The sequence below is a fragment of the Agrobacterium sp. 22-210-1 genome (assembly GCF_053522525.1).
The window spans coordinates 1,445,878-1,463,386 of sequence record NZ_JBNWCI010000001.1 but is presented as its reverse complement, the minus strand read 5'-3'; the positions used below and the strand labels follow the sequence as shown (position 1 = coordinate 1,463,386).

Here is a 17,509-nt window from a genome sequence, read left to right as displayed (position 1 = left end):
CACCATGAACACGCGACACGCCGCAAATGACGACCTGCCTTTTTCCTATCCCGTAAAGGTAGGCCATATTTCCGCCAATCCCGTCAGGATTGGTCTGGAAGCCAACGCCGAGGAGCTGAAGGCGCTGGCGAAATTCTGGAATGTGGTTTCTGTCGATTATCTGAAGGCGGAATTGCAGGTTACCCGTTGGAAGAAGGACGGCGTGAAGATCAAGGGCGAGGTGCATGCGGCCGTGACCCAATCCTGCGTCGTGACGCTGGAGCCGGTCACGAGCAAGATCGACGAGCCTGTGGAGCATATTTTCGTGCCGGAGGGATCGAAACTGGCGCGGATGGTCACCAATGAGGAGGGCGAGATCGTACTCGACCCCGATGGCCCTGACATTCCCGACCAGTTCACCGGTGACAGCATCGATGTCGGCGCTGCGGTTGCCGAATTCGCCGCCCTTGCGATCGATCCCTATCCACGCAAGCCGGATGCGGAATTTCCGGAAGCCGCAGACAAAGAGCCCGAAGAGGAAAAGCGCCCGTCGCCTTTCGCCGCGTTGAAAGATTGGAAAAAAGACTGAATGGCCCGGTTGGGCTGAAATAATTTTATTGTAACAAAAGCCGGAAAAGGTATTTTCGCGCAAAATCCGCTTGAGTGGCGGCAAAAAGGATAAGGGACGAGTGATCAGAATTGCAATTGACGTCATGGGTGGCGATTTCGGCCCAGATGTTGCCATACCCGGTGCCGCCAAGGCGCTTGAACGGCACAACGATGTAACTTTTCTGCTCTACGGGCAGAAGAGCAAATGCGACCCCATTCTGGCACAATATCCCGCACTTCGGGAAAAGTCGGTCTTTCACGATTGTGAAGTCTCGGTCAGCATGGACGAAAAGCCGAGCCAGGCGCTTCGTCGCGGCCGCTACGTCTCCAGCATGTGGCGCGCCATCGAGGCCGTGAAGCTTGGTGAGGCGGATGTCGTGGTCTCCGCCGGCAATACCGGCGCGCTGATGGCCATGGCCAAATTCTGTTTGCGCACCATGGCGCGGGTGGAACGTCCGGCCATCGCTGGCATCTGGCCCACTTTGAAGGGTGAAAGCATCGTTCTCGATGTCGGCGCGACGATCGGTGCCGATTCCCAGCAATTGCTGGATTTCGCCCTGATGGGCGGTGCTATGGCGCGTGCGCTGTTCGATATCGACCGCCCCACCGTCGGCCTGCTGAATGTCGGCGTTGAGGAGGTCAAGGGTCAGGAAGAGGTGCGTGAGGCCGGACGGCTGATCCGCGAGGCAGACCTTGGCACCATCGACTATCGCGGTTTCGTTGAAGGCGACGATATTGGCAAGGGCACGGTGGATGTGGTGGTGACCGAAGGTTTCACCGGCAACATCGCGCTGAAGGCCGCCGAAGGCACGGCACGCCAGATCACCACGCTTCTGCGTGAGGCGATCTCCCGCAGCTTCTTTGCCAAGATCGGTTATGTTCTGGCGAAAAGCGCCTTTGATGTGCTCAGGGAAAAGATGGACCCGCGCAAGGTCAATGGCGGCGTGTTTCTCGGCCTGAACGGCATCGTCATCAAGAGCCATGGCGGCACGGATGCCATCGGTTTTGCCTCCGCCGTGGATGTCGGCTACGACATGGTTCACAACGGTCTGACGGCCAAGATTGAAAATGATCTGAAAATTTACCACGCAAGACGGCTTCCGCCCCCGGCGCCCGAAGCTCTCGTGGCTGACGAGGAATAAGGGAATGATCCGCTCTATAGTCCGTGGTTTCGGGGCAGCGCTTCCGAAGCGTGTCATGACCAACAGCGAAATCGAAGGGGTCGTCGAGACGACCGACGAATGGATCGTGCAGCGCACCGGCATCCGGCAGCGCTATATCGCCGGCGAAGGCGAAACGACCGCTTCGCTCGGCGAGGCTGCGGCCCGCGCTGCGCTCGACAATGCCGGCCTGACCCCTGATGATATCGATCTCATCATTCTGGCGACGTCCACTCCGGACAACACCTTTCCGGCAACCGCGGTGAATATCCAGAATCGCCTCGGCATGACCCATGGTTTTGCCTTCGACATGCAGGCCGTCTGTTCCGGTTTCGTCTATGCCGTTTCGACCGCCGATCTCTATATTCGCGGTGGCATGGCCAAGCGCGTTCTGGTCATCGGCTCTGAAACGTTCTCCCGCATTCTCGACTGGAAAGACCGGACCACCTGCGTTCTGTTCGGCGATGGCGCAGGCGCTCTCGTTCTGGAAGCTGGTGAAGGCGAGGGGACTTCTGGCGATCGCGGCATCCTGACCGCGCAGCTGCGGTCCGACGGTTCGCACAAGGAAAAGCTTTATGTCGATGGCGGACCGTCCACGACAGGCACCGTCGGCCATCTGCGCATGGAAGGCCGCGAAGTGTTCAAGCATGCCGTCGGCATGATCACCGACGTCATCGAACAGGCTTTCGAAGCGACGGGCACGACGGCTGATGATCTCGACTGGCTGGTGCCGCATCAGGCCAACAAGCGCATCATCGACGGATCGGCGAAGAAGCTCAACATCGATCCGGAAAAGGTGGTCATCACCGTCGACAAGCACGGCAATACCTCGGCCGCATCCATTCCGCTGGCGCTTGCCGTTGCGGCCAGCGACGGTCGCATCAAGAAGGGCGATCTGGTCATGCTGGAGGCCATGGGCGGCGGTTTCACCTGGGGTGCGGTGCTGCTGCGCTGGTAACGGTAAATTCATTGCGCGGGCAGGCGTCGACGCGAAATCGGTTGTGTTTTTCGCAGTCGGGGCCTGATCTGTCGCGCCTTAGCACCCTGTCGTTGCGGCAAAACCGCGCTCAGCGCCCTAAGCCCTTGCACTGATTGCCGAAAGCCTCAAATGAATCTGGAACAATCCCTTGACCGGTCGCCACAAGGGAAATAATCTCGGCGGCTCCTAGAGAAAAATTCAGACACGGTTTGTGGGGAAAAATGGCCGGGAAGACAGTGACACGCGCAGATCTTGCAGAATCTGTGTTTCGTAAAGTCGGGCTGTCCCGCACCGAATCCGCAGAACTGGTCGAGACGATCATCGACGAGATTTGCAACGCGATCACCCGTGGCGAGGTCGTCAAGCTTTCGTCCTTCGCGACATTCCAGATCCGGGAAAAGAACGAACGTATCGGGCGCAACCCGAAAACGGGTGAGGAAGTTCCGATTTCGCCGCGCCGGGTCATGACCTTCAAGGCGTCGAATGTGCTGAAGCAGCGCATTCTCAAGGCGCACACGGCCCGCAAGGCCAAGCAAAAGGGCCAAAAGGCCGGGGCGTAAGCCGGCTGCGGCACAGCATTTTTGCCATATGGCAAGCCCTTTTCCCCATTCTTCTTGTGAACATGCTTGAATTTCAACGTGCAAGCCGTTGAAATCCGGTCGACTCGCATCATAATCAATTTTAATAATTGGTATCTTGCCGTGACGGGCATCGGCGTGAAGATCGAATACGGTTTTCGCGACGGTGCAATGTGCGGCGGATGATAGGCGTTCTGTTCAGCACCCGGCTGGATGCATGGCGCTCCAGGTCCGGATGGGAGTGGAAATTTGGACAAAAGCCCCGACGCGTTTCGGACGATCAGTGAAGTGGCGGATGAGCTGAACCTGCCGCAGCACGTGCTGCGTTTCTGGGAAACACGCTTTCCGCAGATCAAGCCGATGAAACGGGGCGGGGGCCGCCGTTATTACCGTCCTGATGATATCGATCTCCTCAAAGGCATTCGTCACCTTCTTTATGACCATGGTTACACCATCAAGGGCGTGCAGAAGCTGCTGAAAGCCAATGGCAACCGTTTCGTGGCGGCCATTGCCTCGGGTGATCTCGCCACCATGGAAGCCATAATGGCGGCGAGCGGTGAGAAGGAAGTTGCCGAACCGCGCGTCATCGATACCGATGGGGACGAGGTCGTCGGCCGTCCAAAGGCCAAGCCGAGCGGTCGCTTCTTCGGCTTCGGCGGCGGCAACAGCGATGCGGAAATATCGGTCGGCAAGTCGGGCATCGGCAAGGATGATCAGGCGCTGCTTCAGGAAGCCCTGTTCGATCTGCTCGAATGCAAGCGGCTTCTCGATCAGGTTCGCTGATCGTTTATCCACAGGTCTGTTCGAGCATTTCCAGGAAAAATGAATCCCGATTTTCCGTCCGGAAATGCGCCAAAACAAAGAGTTAGAGCGCTTTTGTGATTCGAAGAATGCGCAAATGCTCTAAAATGCCAACCTTTCGGAAACTCCTTTGGCTGATAATGCGGCTCCGTAAAGAAGGAGTCCGATCGTGAGCAATCGAAAATCGACAGGGCGACGCCGGACGGCGAAGAAATCGGCTGGTGGCAGCGTCTGGCCATGGGTGCTGATGCTGGGCCTCGTCGCCGGCGGTATTCAGGCTTACGAATATCGCGATAGTCTTCTGCCGCAGCGCCATGTTGCGAAGGCGACATCCGCGACAACGAATACCCCGAAACTCGCAACCGCAGCGAAACGCGAGGCCGCACCAGAAAAAGTGGCGAGCATTCGGCCTGCATCGCCGGTTTCGCCCGGCAACGGGCCGGTTCCGCCACGCTCCATCGCCATGCCATCCCCATCATCGCAGAGCCAGGTCGCCGCCATTCTGCCGGAAGCCCGGCCCACGATCGAAAAAATCTCTATTGGTGAAAAGAGCGGTGCCTTTGCCTTTTGTGGCCGCTCCGGGCTTAACAATTGTGTGGCCGACGGCAACACGTTCTGGATGAAGGGCGTGAAAATGCAGCTCGCCGGCATCGAGGTTCCGCAGATCGACCGGGCGCGCTGCATGGAAGAACGCCAGCGCGGTTTCGTCGCCAAGGTCAGGCTTCGGGACATGCTGAATGCCGGTACCTTCGATGTCGCCTCTTCCGCGGGTGCCAGCGGGCAAGCCATGGAACGCAAACGTCTTTCGCGTTCAGGCGTCTCCTTTGCCGATCAGCTCGTACGCGAAGGACTGGCACATCCGGCATCTGCAAAAAATCAGTCCTGGTGTGGCTGAGGCCCCGTTGACCGAGACCGTTCTGCCTGTGTAGATGAGGCGCTGTCAGCATTCGGGATCGGAACTGTTTAATCCTGTCCCGACTAATGACGAAGCAAGTTGCAGCGCCGGAGCCGGATCGGCAGGCGGCGCGGCAATGCGGACGTGGCGAAATCGGTAGACGCAGCAGACTTAAAATCTGCCGACCATTGGTCTTGCGGGTTCAAGTCCCGCCGTCCGCACCATCTTTCCTTTGATTTATGCCCTATCCCAAGTCCTGAGCCGGCGTAAAAACGCGCATTCATGTGCCGTCGTCCGTTCTTGAAAATCATCAAAAAGAACCTATTGACCTTGCCACGATGGGAAGCCCTATCTTTTTCGATATAAAGAAAAGAGGGGTCATACGCATGTCACAAATAGAGATCCGGGCGAGTCATCAGATTGCGATCGATGGCATGACATGCGCCTCCTGCGTCGGTCGTGTCGAGAAGGCGATTGCCAGGGTGCCGGGGGTCCTGAAGGCCTCGGTCAATCTCGCGACCGAGCGCGCCGATATCGCCTTTTCCGGCCCACCCGATGTGATGGCTGTCATCGCAGCCGTGCGGAATGCGGGTTATGGCGTCGATGAGAAAACCATCGAACTCGATATTGAGGGCATGACCTGCGCCTCCTGCGTCGGGCGCGTAGAGAAGGCGCTGAAGGCTGTCGCCGGTGTCTCCGATGCAAGCGTCAATCTTGCGACGGAACGCGCCACCGTCCGCATTGCCGGCAACGCCGTCTCTGCCGCCAGGCTGGCGCAAGCAATCAGCCAGGCTGGCTACAAGGCGAGCGAGATCGCCGCAGATAAGGCCAAGGGTGATGAGCCGGACCGGCGCGAAGCCGAATTGCGTGGTCTGAAAATCAGCCTTGCCGTGGCCGTTGTTCTGACGCTGCCGGTCTTCGTGCTGGAGATGGGCTCGCATCTGGTCCCCGCCATCCATGATTTCGTGATGGAAACGGTCGGCATGCGGGAAAGCTGGTATCTGCAATTTGCGCTGACCACGCTTGTTCTCTTCGGACCCGGTCTGCGCTTCTTCAAAAAGGGCATACCCGCACTTTTGCGGCTCGCACCCGACATGAATTCGCTGGTAGTGCTTGGCACCGCTGCCGCCTGGGGATTTTCGGTGGTCGCGACTTTCCTGCCGGAAATCCTGCCAAGCGGTACGGCCAATGTCTATTATGAGGCGGCGGCGGTCATCGTCACGCTCATTCTGCTCGGCCGTTTTCTCGAGGCGCGCGCCAAGGGTCGCACCAGCGAGGCGATAAAGCGGCTGGTTGGCTTGCAGGCCAAGTCGGCCCGTGTCCTGCGCAATGGCGAAACCATCGATGTGCCGTTGCAGGATGTGCAGACGGGTGATGTGATCGTCGTTCGTCCGGGCGAAAAGGTGCCCGTCGATGGCCTGGTGCTCGATGGCTCCTCTTATGTCGATGAATCGATGATAACAGGTGAGCCGATCCCGGTGACCAAGGCGGCGGGTTCCGAAGTCGTCGGCGGCACGGTCAACCGCAATGGCTCCTTCACCTTCCGCGCCACCAAGGTGGGCGCTGATACGCTGATCGCACAGATCATCCGCATGGTTGAGGAAGCGCAGGCCGACAAGTTGCCGATACAGGCGCTGGTGGACAAGGTGACCAACTGGTTCGTGCCGGCGGTGATGCTGGCGGCGCTCGCCACCTTCATCGTCTGGTTCGTGTTTGGGCCGGACCCGGCTTTGACCTTCGCGCTTGTCAACGCTGTTGCCGTCCTCATCATCGCCTGTCCCTGCGCCATGGGCCTCGCCACGCCCACCTCCATCATGGTCGGCACCGGCCGCGCTGCCGAGATGGGTGTGCTGTTCCGGCGCGGCGACGCGCTCCAGACCCTGCGCGACGCCGATGTTATCGCCGTAGACAAGACCGGCACGCTGACGCTCGGCAAGCCGAAAATGGTATATTTCACCACAACCGAGGGCTTCGACCCTGACGAGGTGCTGCGTCTTGTTGCCTCGCTTGAGAGCCGTTCCGAACATCCCATCGCCGAGGCAATCGTTGAGGCTGCGAAACATGGCGGACTGACGCTTGCCGATGCGGAAGGTTTTGAGGCCACCCCCGGTTTTGGCGTGGCGGCGATAGTCGACGGCCGTAAGGTCGAGGCGGGCGCGGATCGCTTCATGACGAAGCTCGGCTACGATGTCGCCACGTTCGCCGGTGATGCTGAGCGGCTGGGCAGGGAAGGGCAGTCGCCGCTTTATGCCGCCGTCGATGGCAGGTTGGCCGCGATCATCGCCGTTGCCGATCCGGTGAAGCAGACGACGCCGGAAGCGATTGCGGCGCTGCATGCGCTGGGTCTCAAGGTCACGATGATTACGGGCGACAACCGCCGCACCGCCGAAGCCATCGCTCGCCGTCTTGGCATCGATGAGGTGGTGGCGGAAGTGCTGCCGGATGGCAAGGTCGAGGCCGTGAAGAGACTTGCCGCCGGCGGGCGACGCGTCGCCTTTGTCGGCGATGGCATCAACGATGCGCCGGCGCTTGCGGCAGCCGATGTCGGCCTTGCCATAGGCACGGGCACGGATGTCGCCATTGAAAGCGCCGATGTGGTGTTGATGTCGGGCGATCTTCGCGGCGTTGCCAATGCCATCGCTCTCTCCAAGGCGACGATCCGCAATATCGGCCAGAATCTGTTCTGGGCCTTCGCCTACAACGCCGCACTCGTTCCCGTGGCAGCCGGAATATTGTATCCTGTCAACGGCGTTCTGCTGTCGCCGGTCCTTGCCGCCGGAGCCATGGCGCTTTCCAGCGTATTTGTCCTGACGAACGCGCTGCGCCTGAAAAGCTTCCGTGCCCCGCTGGTGGACAAAGCGGCCGGCATGCAGCTCGCAGCGGCCGAATAGGAGGGCGGATATGATGACGCCTGGCAACACAATCTATCTGCCGCAGATCGGACGCAGCATCATGGTGGCGCAAGGTGAAACTGTGCTTCAGGCCGCGCTGGCGGCAGGCATCACCTATCCGCACGGCTGTCGCATGGGCCGCTGCGGCGCCTGCAAATCGCATCTCGTGTCCGGTGAGGTCGATCTTCTTAAGCACACGCCCTTTTCATTGACCGATGAGGAAAAGGCGGAAGGCCTGACGCTCGCCTGCCGCGCCGTGCCGCTGAGCGACGTGACGATCGGCTGGCTCAATGGCGAGGACGAATTCGCCGATATTCCGACCGGCCGCTTCGAGGGCGTGGTGGCGGAAACTGTAGATGCGACACATGATATCAAGCTCATCCGCATCAGGCTCGACGATCGGGCGCAGTTCGCCTTCAAACCCGGTCAATATGTGCGCCTGCTGTACCCGGACTGTTCGCCGCGCGACTATTCCATCGCCAGCCGGATCGACGAGGAGTTGATCGAATTCCACATCCGGCATGTGCCGGGCGGCCTGACAAGCGGCCATATATTCGCGCAGGCCAAGGCAGGCGATCCTGTCATATTGGTAGGGCCTTTCGGGTCGTCATTCCTGCGGGAAAAACATTGCGGGCCCATCCTTGGCATTGCCGGCGGCTCGGGTCTGGCGCCGGTCAAGGCGGTTGTCGAGGCTGCTCTTGCAACGGGGAAAATGACGGGCCGGGACCGTCCTATTCATGTCTATTTCGGCGCCCGCGCCCTGCGTGACCTTTATATGGTCGATCATTTCGAGGCGCTTACCGCGCGGCACGGCAATCTGAGCTTCGTTCCGGTTCTCTCCAATGAGCCACATGCGCAGATGCGGTGCGGTTATGTCGGCAATGCGGTGGCGGATGATTTCGACGACCTCGACGGCTGGAAAGCCTATCTCGCAGGCCCGCCGGCGATGATCGAGGCGACCGTGCCGCAACTGGTGGCGCGGGGTATGCGCACCGCCGACATTCATGCAGACGTGTTTTTCACCCCGGACAGATAGGAGCAGGATCCATGAATATCGGCTCAGCCGCCACCGCGTCAGGTGTTTCTGCGAAGATGATCCGTCATTACGAGATGATCGGCCTGATCAAATCGGCAAACCGCACGGATGCCGGATACCGGGTCTACACGGCCAATGATCTGGAAACGCTGCGTTTCATCAGGCGCGGACGCGACCTTGGTTTCTCGATAGAAAAGATCAGGCAGCTGATGACCCTGTGGCGTGATCCCGGCGGCGCGTCCTGCGATGTCAAACGCATCGTCATGGAACATGTCGTGGATCTGGAAGCCAAGATGCATTCGCTCCGCGACATGGCCGACACGCTTCGAAATCTCGCAACCTATTGCCCTGATAATGGCGAGCCGGATTGCCCGATCATTCAGGATCTGGCGCAATCCGAAGATCCCGATTTTGTTCCGGTGGCGGTTGTACCCAAGCGCTCCGGAATGCTGAAGGGCACCTCCGGCGTGGCGACGGAGTTATCGCGCCTTATGAAATAAACAGCGGTTCCCATCGGGAACTGATCGTCGATTGCAGCAAACGCCAATTGTGGTGAAGGGAACCGGGCCATGTGGATACAGATATTGCAACGATTCCTTATTCTGTGCCTGATGCTGACGATCGTTTCCGTCATCGCGTTTCTTTTGCCCTATATGGCGGGTGGCGATCCGGCCCGCACCATCCTGTTTTCCCGTATGCGCGATACCGCGCTCGATCCGCACGCGGTGGAGGCGCTGCGGATAAGTCTCGGGCTCGACCGGCCGCTTTATGTGCAATATTTCGCCTGGCTCTCAAACGCGCTGCGCGGCGATCTGGGCTTTTCCTTCACCAGCAGCCAGCCGGTGGCCGGTGAGCTTCTGCGCTCTCTCGGCGTATCGGTAACGCTGGCGCTGACGGCGCTTGCAATCGCGGTCGCCGTTGCCCTGCCGCTCGGCACGCTGGCGGCGATGCGCCCAGGCGGGCGGCTCGACAATTTCGCGACACTGATGATCCAGACCTTCGTTGCGACGCCGGAATATTGGTTCGCGCCCATGTCGGCGCTGGTCTTTGCGCTCTATCTCGGCTGGTTGCCGTCGGCGGGATGGGACAGCTGGCGTTCACTGGTGCTTCCCGCCTTGACCCTGACGTTGCGCCCGCTCGCCTATTTCACGCAGGTGACACGTGCAGCGATGGCCGAGGTTCTGCGCGCACCCTATATCACCGCGGCCCGCAGCCGGGGTCTCGGCATGCATAGCACGGTCTTGCGGCACGGCGTCCGCAACGGCTCGCTGCCGGTCGTCACCTTCTTTGCATTGTGGCTCGCGGGCCTGCTTGGCGGATCGGTGGTCGTGGAAGTCATCTTCGCCATCCCCGGCATGGGTCGGCTTCTGTACGACGCCGTGGTCAATCGCGACATCCCCATGCTGCAGGGTGGTTTCATCTGCATCGTCGCCCTGTCCATCCTGATCAATACCCTGGCCGACGGCTTTTATGTCCTGATCAATCCAGCAATGCGAGGTCACAATGACCATTAGCCACTTCCCGAACGCGCCGGTAGCCGCCTTGCCCCTGAGCAACACGCCCATGACCGCCACCCCCAAGCGCCCGTCAACCTTCAGTCGGTTCACGGACTTCATCAGCCGGCGGCATTGGACCTTTTATGCGGGATCGGCGATCTTTCTCGTCATCATCCTGCTGCTGGTCATCGCGCCATGGATATCGCCCTATAATCCCGCACAGCAGAACCTTCGCCTGCGGTTGAATGCGCCAAGCGCCACCTACTGGCTGGGAACGGACCATCTCGGCCGCGACGTGCTCAGCCGGTTGCTGATAGGCGGTCGTTTCACGGTCACGATTGCCGCCATCACCGTCATTCTGTCGGTCGCCATCGGCACCTTTGTCGGCATCATCAGCGGCCGCAGCCGCGGTATCCTTGACGAAGTCCTGATGCGCGTGGTCGACCTGCTCATCGCCATTCCAGACGTGGTGATCGCCATCTTCCTCGTCGCCATCTTCGGGCCGGGATATGGAACCTTGATCGCGTCGCTGACGATTGTCGGCTGGACGCCTTTTGCGCGGCTGGCGCGCGGGCTGACGCTGTCGATCAATTCCCGCGAATATATCCGTGCGGCGGAAGTGCTTGGCTGCACGCGGCGCTTCATCATCTTCCGGCATATCATTCCGAACACGATCTGGCCGATTGCGGCCGTGGCGTTCCTGCGTTTCGGCCACAAGCTGATCACGGTGGGCGGCCTGTCGTTTCTGGGTCTCGGCGTGCAGCCGCCGGCCGCCGACTGGGCGCTGATGCTGGCCGATGCACAGGCTTATGCAGAGCGCATGCCCGTTCTCGTCATCGCACCCGGCCTGGCGATTTTCCTCGCAGCCTTGAGCGTGACGTGGATCGGCCACGGGCTGAACCTGGAGACCAAAAAACAGAATGGTCATTGATGCCTGTCGGCAGGTAATGGCCGGCTTGATCATCGTCAAACATAGCTGACGCAAAGGAACTGGAAGGAGAGTAATATCGTCTGAAGCCGCATGAAAATACGCAAATGCCTCCGATTCAATAAAAATAAGGGGAACTCTTATGAATATCGAAGGACAAACGCATGCCATTACGGCCATGTCTCCCGAATGCGCACCGCTTCTGGAAATAGAGGACCTGCACGTTTCGGTGCCGGCGCAAAATGGCCGAAAATTTGTCATTTCTGGCCTCACTCTTTCCGTCAATGCCGGTGAAGTGGTCGCTCTCGTTGGCGAATCCGGTTCCGGCAAGAGCATGACGGCCCTGTCATTGATGCGGCTTTTGCCGCAGGGTGCGGAAATCAATTCCGGCCGCATTTCCTTTGCCGGGCGCGATATCCTCGCGCTTTCATCCTCCGAACTCGATGCGCTGCGCGGTGCCGATATCGGCATGCTGTTCCAGCAGCCACAGGCCATGCTTGATCCGACCAGCCGGGTTAAGACGCAGGTTGCCGAACCGCTGTGGGTCCATCGCAAGATGAGCAGGAGCGCTGCGCTCAACCGGGTCGTCGGCCTGCTGTCAGATGTCGGCATTCCAGACCCGTCGGCGCGGGCGCAATGTTTCGCGCATGAGCTTTCCGGCGGCATGGCGCAGCGTGTCATGATTGCCGCGGCACTCTCGGGCAATCCACAACTGCTGATCGCCGACGAACCGACAACGGCTCTCGATGTCACCGTTCAGGCACAGATATTGCGTCTGCTTGATGACGAACGTCGCAAGCGTCGGCTCGCCACCCTGCTGATCACCCATGACCTGTCGGTCGTTGCCGCCTTCGCGGACAGGATTGCGGTGATGTATGCCGGCCGTATCGTTGAGGAGGGGCCGACACAGGCGATCCTCAAGGCGCCGCAACATCCTTATACAAAGGCACTGATCAGCTGCTCGCTTCTGACCACGGACAGTGAGGGACAGTTGCTGACGATCCCCGGATCGAGCTCGCAGGCCCATGACATGTCCTGCGGCTGCCGGTTTCATCCGCGCTGCGCGCTCGCCAAGTCGACCGACATGGGCAGCCGGTGCATGGCGTCGGAACCGGATCTGAATGCCCTACCGGAAGGGCGCAAGGCGCGGTGCTGGGCGGTCGGTGAGGACCATGCCGGCGACCATACCAACCACGCTATCTGCTGAAGGAGGGGACGATGCAATTGACAGCTGTAAAACAGACCCCGCCATCCGCCGATAGTGACACTCACCCCTATGTGGTGGCGAAGAACCTCTGCAAATATTATCCGATATCCGGCCTCAGTCACCGGGTGGTGAAATCAGTCGACGATGTGTCCCTGACCATCGGTGAAGGAGAAGTGCTCGGCCTTGTCGGCGAATCCGGATGCGGTAAAAGCACTGTCGCCGGGCTGATCACCCGGATGACCCACGCGACCAAAGGCGAGGTCAGCATCGGCGACCACGACATATTGCACATGCAGGGCGAGACGCTGCGGCGCATGCGCCGGGTCGTGCAGCTGGTGTTTCAGGACCCATATTCCGCGCTTGATCCGCGCATGCGCATCGGGCAGAGCATGGAAGCGCCGCTGGCCCAGCACGGCATCGGCACCCGTGAGGAGCGCACCGCGCGTGTGTTCAGGATGCTGGAGGAAGTCGGTCTCGATTCATCGTTTTTCGACCGTTATCCGAGCCAGTGTTCCGGCGGGCAGTTGCAGCGCGTCGTCATCGGGCGCGCACTTCTGCTCAATCCAAGCTTCCTTGTCTGCGACGAGCCGACCTCGGCGCTCGATGCTTCCATGCGCACGCAGATACTCAACCTCTTGATGGACATGAAACGCCGCCATGGTTTGACGGTTCTGATGATTTCCCACGACTTGCGTGTTGTGCGTTATCTCTGCGATCGCATCGCGGTGATGTATCTCGGGCGGATCGTCGAAATCGCCGATCGGGAAGAGCTTTTTCGTGCGCCGAAACATCCCTACACCAAGGCTTTGATCGCTTCGTCGATGCTGGATGAAACCGGCCTTTATGCGCCGGAAATGCTGCTGGACGGCGATTTGCCGAGCCCGCTCAATCCTCCGAGCGGCTGCAAATTTCACACCCGCTGCAAATATGCGACGCCGATTTGCAGTGAAAAGGAGCCGGTGCTGGAGGGCGTTGCGGGCGAGCATTTCGCCCGTTGCCACCATTGGCGTGAATGGGGTTGAAGCACGAAGCAGTTGCGGTTTTGTGCTTTGGTAAAAACAGATGAATCGTGTGTCTGAGGTTTAATATCGGAATTAAATTCCGAGTATAGCGCAATAAAATAAATGATATTCAGATGGATATTCGTTGAATATCCACCGGATATTCTTTTGTCTTATGACTTGAGGAAATTTAATCGGCAATTTTATGAAAATAAGTGAATTGTGAGCGTTATCATCAAAAATAAAAGGGGAATATTCCATGATGAAGCACGCACTTTTGGCGACATGCGCCATCGTGACTGCGTTTGGAGCCGATGCAGCCAAGGCCGGCACGATTACCTATGACGATAATTTCGGGGTGAAGACCGGCTGGCAGATGGCGTCCGACGATGCCTATCTCGGCTCTCGCGCGGGTTGTTTCGAAAGCCTGATACGTGTCGGCTACGACATGAAACTGGAGCCGAGTCTGGCTGAATCCTGGGCACAGACCGGCCCTAAGGTATGGGAATTCAAGCTACGCAAGGGCGTCAAGTTCCAGAACGGCGAAGCGCTGGATGCCAAGGCCGCGGTCAATGCGCTCTCCAATCTTTTGCAGGCACCGGTTCCGGCCCGTGCCTTTTCACCCAAGCTGATCGCTAGCGTCGAAGCGGGCGGCGATGATACCGTGAAGATAACCACGATCGAGCCATCGGTGCTGCTGCCCGCGCAGATGGCGAGCCCTGCCACCTCCATTCTCGCGCCATCGGCATATAAGGATGGCAAGGTCGATCCAGTCGGAACCTGTACCGGACCTTTCAAGATCACGGAGGTCGATCCCAGCCAGCATATGATGCTGACTGCCAATCATGATTATTTGGGTGGCATGCCGAAACTTGCGGGCGGCCGCGTGAATTTTGTGCCCGATGCCGACACCCGCGCCACCCAGGCAAGAACCGGGGAAGCACAGATTTCGCGCCTCGTTCCGCCATGGACCGTCAAGACCATCGAATCGACCGACGGCGTCAAGGTTGCGCCTATCCCGTCGCCCCGCATCACGGAACTGTTGCTGAACAACTCCAGGCCGCCTTTCGACAATATCAAGGTGCGGCAGGCGATCCAGGCCGCCATCGATACGGGGGGCATCGCCGACAGCATCTATGAAGGTGCGGTGAAAGGCGCCGCCATGCCCTTTGCATCGGGTGAGCCATGGGCTGCAAAGGAGGCCAAACCCGCCTATGACGTGGAAAAAGCCAAGGATCTGCTGAAGGAAGCGGGCATTGCACCCGGCAGCCTGAAGGTGACGCTGCTTGCCTATACGGCAAAGACGGAACTGAAGGATGTCGCGGCGATCATTCAGGCGCAACTGCAGGAACTCGGCATCAAGGTTGATGTCCGCGTTGCCGATTACAGTGCGATCGAACCCGACCTTCTCGCCGGCAAGTTCGATATGGCGCTGCTGTCGCGCGGTTATGCCACGGATGTTGCCGAACCGGCCGGTTTCCTGAATGCCGATTATACCTGCGGCGGCAGCTACAACATCTCGCATTATTGCAATGAGGCGACCGACAAGCTGATCAAATCCGCCTACGCGACGGCCGAACCCGCCAAGCGCTATGCCATTTACAGCGAGGCGGCGCAGAAGATTTACGACGAAGCCGTCTCCGTCTTTCTGATCCATGAGACGGTGTTTGATGCCTATTCGGCCAAGCTCGAAAACTACAAACCCCATCCGCTCAACTACTTTGTCATGACCAAGGATCTGGCGACCAAGTAATCTGGCGCGATATTGCCGATGAAGAGGGACTCGGCTCGCAAGAGCCGGGTCTTTTTTGATGGTAAATCGGAGAGCTTCTCCTCCCGCATTTCGGCTCGTGGCCCAGATGACGGTATGTGATGATTTACGTCATTAACATCGGGAAAACCTCCACCGTCATCTCTGTCGAAGGGAGAGGGCATTTGCCCTATCGGGAGGCGAGGGGGACGAATACATATGTCGTCCAAGGGCTGTCACAGAATTTGAGTGAAGCTGGGTAGAGCGATCCGGCGGCTGCTGGGATAAAGCGCCGCCGGTGTCTCTTCAGATCAGGCGCGTGCTTCCGGCGTATAGCCTGCAGCGGTAATGATTTCAGCAATACGTGCAGCATCTGAAACGCCGCCGACGACAACGGTGCGGCTTGCCGGATCGGCATGCACGGCGGCACCGGGAACGGTCTTTTCGATCGCACCCTTGATCACACCGGCGCAGTGACCGCAGGTCATGTCTTCAACATGGAAAGAAAGATCGGCATCAACCGGTGCCGTGGTGGTTTCGGCGTGATGCTGGTGAGCGGTGCACATGGGGCGGTTCTCCTTGGTTGGAATTCGTAACAGGGAGAGCCTGGACTATTCCAACGTGGGAAGGTCAAGCGCTTTATTCACGCAGGATCAACGATCTCAATTCTTCCAGAAAATCGGCATCAGCAGCACCAGAACCGTCAGGATTTCGAGACGCCCGAGCAGCATCATCACCGAGAGGAGATAAAGCGCGGGGTCGCTGATCGTGGAGAAATTTCCCGCCGGACCGATGATTGGGCCAATGCCGGGGCCGACATTGGCAAGCGAGGTCGCAACGGCCGAGGTGGCGGTGAGGAAATCATATCCCATCAGGCTCATGGCGAGGCTGCCGGCGATCCACAGCGCAATGAAACAGCTGACAAACAGGAAAATCGTCCGGATCGTATCCGGATCAACGATCTGCTGTCCGTAACGGACCGAATAAACGGCATTCGGATAGATCAGCTTTTTCAGCCCGGCCCGCACCACGTTGAACATGATGAGGAACCGGTACGCCTTTATGCCGCCAGCCGTCGAGCCGGAGCAGCCACCCATGAAGGTCGCAAAAAAAGCGACGATGATGACGAAGGGACCCCAGAGCGTATAGTCGTCGCTGGCGAAACCGCCTGTGGAAAGGATCGACGTCATGTTGAAGAAGGAATGGCTGAGCGCGTCATCCAGCGGCACGCCGTTTCTAAGGTGATGATAAACGCCGACTGCAATCGAAATCGCGCAGAGGTAACCGAGGAAGACGGCGATCTGCGGATCGCGCAGCGTCTCCAGCCGGCGGCGCACGGCAAGCAGGATCATCACCGAAAAGGGCAGGCTGCCGAAGATCAGGAAGACGGTGGCGATCCACAGGAGCGCCGTGTTGTTGAAATAGGCGAAAGATGCGTCATGGGTCGAAAACCCGCCGGTTGCGACGGTCGACATGGCATGGTTCAGGGCATCGAAATGCGACATGCCGGCAAAGTCGTAAGCAACCGTGCAGGCCAGCGTCATGATGATATAGATCGCCACGAAAGCGCGGGTGAAGCTTGCCAGCCGCGCGAAGGGCCGGTCGTTGCCGGTATCGGAGGATTCCATGCGGAAGAAGGTCATGCCGCCGACGCGCAGCAGCGGCAGGATGAAGAGACCCAGCGCGACGATACCGATGCCGCCCAGCCAGCACAGCAGCGAGCGCCAGAGCAGGATGCCCTGCGGCGCGTTGTCGAGACCGGCAATGACGGTCGATCCCGTCGTCGTGATGGCGGAAATGGATTCGAAAAGGGCCTGGCCAAGCGTCAGGTTGAGTTCGGACAAATAAAGCGGAACCGCCCCGACGATGGAAAAGACCAGCCAGAGAATATTGACGAGCAGGAAGCCGAAACGCTTGTTGAAGGCGGCAATCGGCCCGCGCGTCGCAAGCGCGCAGGCAAGCGCAAAGCCGCCGCACATGAAACCCGACAGTGCAAAAACCATCCAGTCGTCATTGCCGTAATAAAGGTCGGTCAGCGCGGGAAGGAACATGGCCGTTGCCATGTAAAGCCCGAAGATGGACGAAACGTATATGACCGAGCGCAGAAGGTTGCTGTTCAAGAAATGAAACCCAGAGTTCGTGGCCGCGCTGAAATGAGTCTTTGTCTCCGACGCCTTCCTATGGCATAGCGGGTGCCAT

General features: G+C 59.1%; 16 protein-coding genes and 1 tRNA gene. 15 read left to right on the top strand and 2 right to left on the bottom strand.

Going from position 1 to position 17,509, the window contains the following annotated elements:
• Positions 1 to 4 precede the first annotated feature (4 nt).
• The 15 genes from ACQZ5F_RS07355 to ACQZ5F_RS07285 all read left to right on the top strand — a co-directional run bounded on the left by ACQZ5F_RS07355 (position 5) and on the right by ACQZ5F_RS07285 (position 15,313).
• Complete coding sequence (locus ACQZ5F_RS07355) at positions 5 to 568, top strand: YceD family protein (protein ID WP_052818613.1); 564 nt, start codon at positions 5 to 7, stop codon at positions 566 to 568.
• Between the two features lie 100 nt (positions 569 to 668).
• Positions 669 to 1,730: a phosphate acyltransferase PlsX gene (gene plsX / locus ACQZ5F_RS07350; protein WP_003496661.1), complete on the top strand. Its 1,062-nt coding sequence runs from the start codon at positions 669 to 671 to the stop codon at positions 1,728 to 1,730.
• A 4-nt stretch (positions 1,731 to 1,734) separates the two neighbouring features.
• Positions 1,735 to 2,706 (top strand): beta-ketoacyl-ACP synthase III, encoded by a 972-nt coding sequence (locus tag ACQZ5F_RS07345; protein WP_225339942.1) that lies wholly within the window; start codon positions 1,735 to 1,737, stop codon positions 2,704 to 2,706.
• A 242-nt stretch (positions 2,707 to 2,948) separates the two neighbouring features.
• Positions 2,949 to 3,287 (top strand): integration host factor subunit alpha, encoded by a 339-nt coding sequence (locus ACQZ5F_RS07340; RefSeq protein WP_003502236.1) that lies wholly within the window; start codon positions 2,949 to 2,951, stop codon positions 3,285 to 3,287.
• 267 nt (positions 3,288 to 3,554) lie between these two features.
• Positions 3,555 to 4,088 carry a MerR family transcriptional regulator gene (locus ACQZ5F_RS07335; RefSeq protein ID WP_046798879.1) on the top strand — a complete coding sequence of 178 codons (534 nt, stop codon included), beginning with the start codon at positions 3,555 to 3,557 and terminating at the stop codon, positions 4,086 to 4,088.
• 187 nt (positions 4,089 to 4,275) lie between these two features.
• Positions 4,276 to 5,001, top strand: coding sequence for a hypothetical protein (locus tag ACQZ5F_RS07330; protein WP_052818573.1), 726 nt, complete (start codon positions 4,276 to 4,278; stop codon positions 4,999 to 5,001).
• 138 nt (positions 5,002 to 5,139) lie between these two features.
• Positions 5,140 to 5,225, top strand: a tRNA-Leu gene (locus ACQZ5F_RS07325).
• Between the two features lie 162 nt (positions 5,226 to 5,387).
• Positions 5,388 to 7,892, top strand: a complete 2,505-nt coding sequence (locus ACQZ5F_RS07320) for a heavy metal translocating P-type ATPase (RefSeq protein ID WP_448730569.1) — start codon at positions 5,388 to 5,390, stop codon at positions 7,890 to 7,892.
• Positions 7,893 to 7,905: 13 nt separating this feature from the next.
• Positions 7,906 to 8,928, top strand: coding sequence for a 2Fe-2S iron-sulfur cluster-binding protein (locus ACQZ5F_RS07315; RefSeq protein ID WP_225340005.1), 1,023 nt, complete (start codon positions 7,906 to 7,908; stop codon positions 8,926 to 8,928).
• A gap of 11 nt (positions 8,929 to 8,939) precedes the next feature.
• Positions 8,940 to 9,428, top strand: coding sequence for a Cu(I)-responsive transcriptional regulator (gene cueR, locus ACQZ5F_RS07310; protein WP_052818572.1), 489 nt, complete (start codon positions 8,940 to 8,942; stop codon positions 9,426 to 9,428).
• Positions 9,429 to 9,497: 69 nt separating this feature from the next.
• A complete protein-coding gene (locus ACQZ5F_RS07305; RefSeq protein WP_046798882.1) occupies positions 9,498 to 10,442 on the top strand; it encodes an ABC transporter permease in 945 nt (314 codons plus the stop codon).
• Complete coding sequence (locus ACQZ5F_RS07300; protein WP_225339940.1) at positions 10,432 to 11,355, top strand: ABC transporter permease; 924 nt, start codon at positions 10,432 to 10,434, stop codon at positions 11,353 to 11,355. The genes ACQZ5F_RS07305 and ACQZ5F_RS07300 overlap by 11 nt, the downstream gene beginning before the upstream one ends.
• A 139-nt stretch (positions 11,356 to 11,494) precedes the next feature.
• Entirely contained in the window at positions 11,495 to 12,559 is a 1,065-nt protein-coding gene (locus ACQZ5F_RS07295) for an ABC transporter ATP-binding protein (protein ID WP_225339939.1), read from the top strand.
• Between the two features lie 11 nt (positions 12,560 to 12,570).
• Positions 12,571 to 13,581, top strand: coding sequence for an ABC transporter ATP-binding protein (locus ACQZ5F_RS07290; protein ID WP_448730570.1), 1,011 nt, complete (start codon positions 12,571 to 12,573; stop codon positions 13,579 to 13,581).
• Positions 13,582 to 13,819: 238 nt separating this feature from the next.
• Positions 13,820 to 15,313 carry an ABC transporter substrate-binding protein gene (locus ACQZ5F_RS07285; protein WP_448730571.1) on the top strand — a complete coding sequence of 498 codons (1,494 nt, stop codon included), beginning with the start codon at positions 13,820 to 13,822 and terminating at the stop codon, positions 15,311 to 15,313.
• 308 nt (positions 15,314 to 15,621) lie between these two features.
• On the opposite strand, the gene ACQZ5F_RS07280 is transcribed toward ACQZ5F_RS07285, so the two are convergent.
• Positions 15,622 to 15,876 carry a heavy-metal-associated domain-containing protein gene (locus ACQZ5F_RS07280; protein ID WP_003521591.1) on the bottom strand — a complete coding sequence of 85 codons (255 nt, stop codon included), beginning with the start codon at positions 15,874 to 15,876 and terminating at the stop codon, positions 15,622 to 15,624.
• Between the two features lie 96 nt (positions 15,877 to 15,972).
• Positions 15,973 to 17,430, bottom strand: coding sequence for a TrkH family potassium uptake protein (locus tag ACQZ5F_RS07275; RefSeq protein WP_046798887.1), 1,458 nt, complete (start codon positions 17,428 to 17,430; stop codon positions 15,973 to 15,975).
• Positions 17,431 to 17,509 lie beyond the last annotated feature (79 nt).

What these genes read in the sequence shown, in the direction of transcription:
- ACQZ5F_RS07295 (WP_225339939.1), top strand. Translation starts at nt 11,495, where the DNA reads ATGAATATCGAAGGACAAACGCATGCCATTACGGCCATGTCTCCCGAA.
- ACQZ5F_RS07300 (WP_225339940.1), top strand. Translation starts at nt 10,432, where the DNA reads ATGACCATTAGCCACTTCCCGAACGCGCCGGTAGCCGCCTTGCCCCTG.
- ACQZ5F_RS07355 (WP_052818613.1), top strand. Translation starts at nt 5, where the DNA reads ATGAACACGCGACACGCCGCAAATGACGACCTGCCTTTTTCCTATCCC.
- ACQZ5F_RS07305 (WP_046798882.1), top strand. Translation starts at nt 9,498, where the DNA reads ATGTGGATACAGATATTGCAACGATTCCTTATTCTGTGCCTGATGCTG.
- ACQZ5F_RS07290 (WP_448730570.1), top strand. Translation starts at nt 12,571, where the DNA reads ATGCAATTGACAGCTGTAAAACAGACCCCGCCATCCGCCGATAGTGAC.
- ACQZ5F_RS07315 (WP_225340005.1), top strand. Translation starts at nt 7,906, where the DNA reads ATGACGCCTGGCAACACAATCTATCTGCCGCAGATCGGACGCAGCATC.
- ACQZ5F_RS07320 (WP_448730569.1), top strand. Translation starts at nt 5,388, where the DNA reads ATGTCACAAATAGAGATCCGGGCGAGTCATCAGATTGCGATCGATGGC.
- ACQZ5F_RS07285 (WP_448730571.1), top strand. Translation starts at nt 13,820, where the DNA reads ATGATGAAGCACGCACTTTTGGCGACATGCGCCATCGTGACTGCGTTT.
- cueR (WP_052818572.1), top strand. Translation starts at nt 8,940, where the DNA reads ATGAATATCGGCTCAGCCGCCACCGCGTCAGGTGTTTCTGCGAAGATG.
- ACQZ5F_RS07280 (WP_003521591.1), bottom strand. Translation starts at nt 15,876, where the DNA reads ATGTGCACCGCTCACCAGCATCACGCCGAAACCACCACGGCACCGGTT.
- ACQZ5F_RS07345 (WP_225339942.1), top strand. Translation starts at nt 1,735, where the DNA reads ATGATCCGCTCTATAGTCCGTGGTTTCGGGGCAGCGCTTCCGAAGCGT.
- ACQZ5F_RS07340 (WP_003502236.1), top strand. Translation starts at nt 2,949, where the DNA reads ATGGCCGGGAAGACAGTGACACGCGCAGATCTTGCAGAATCTGTGTTT.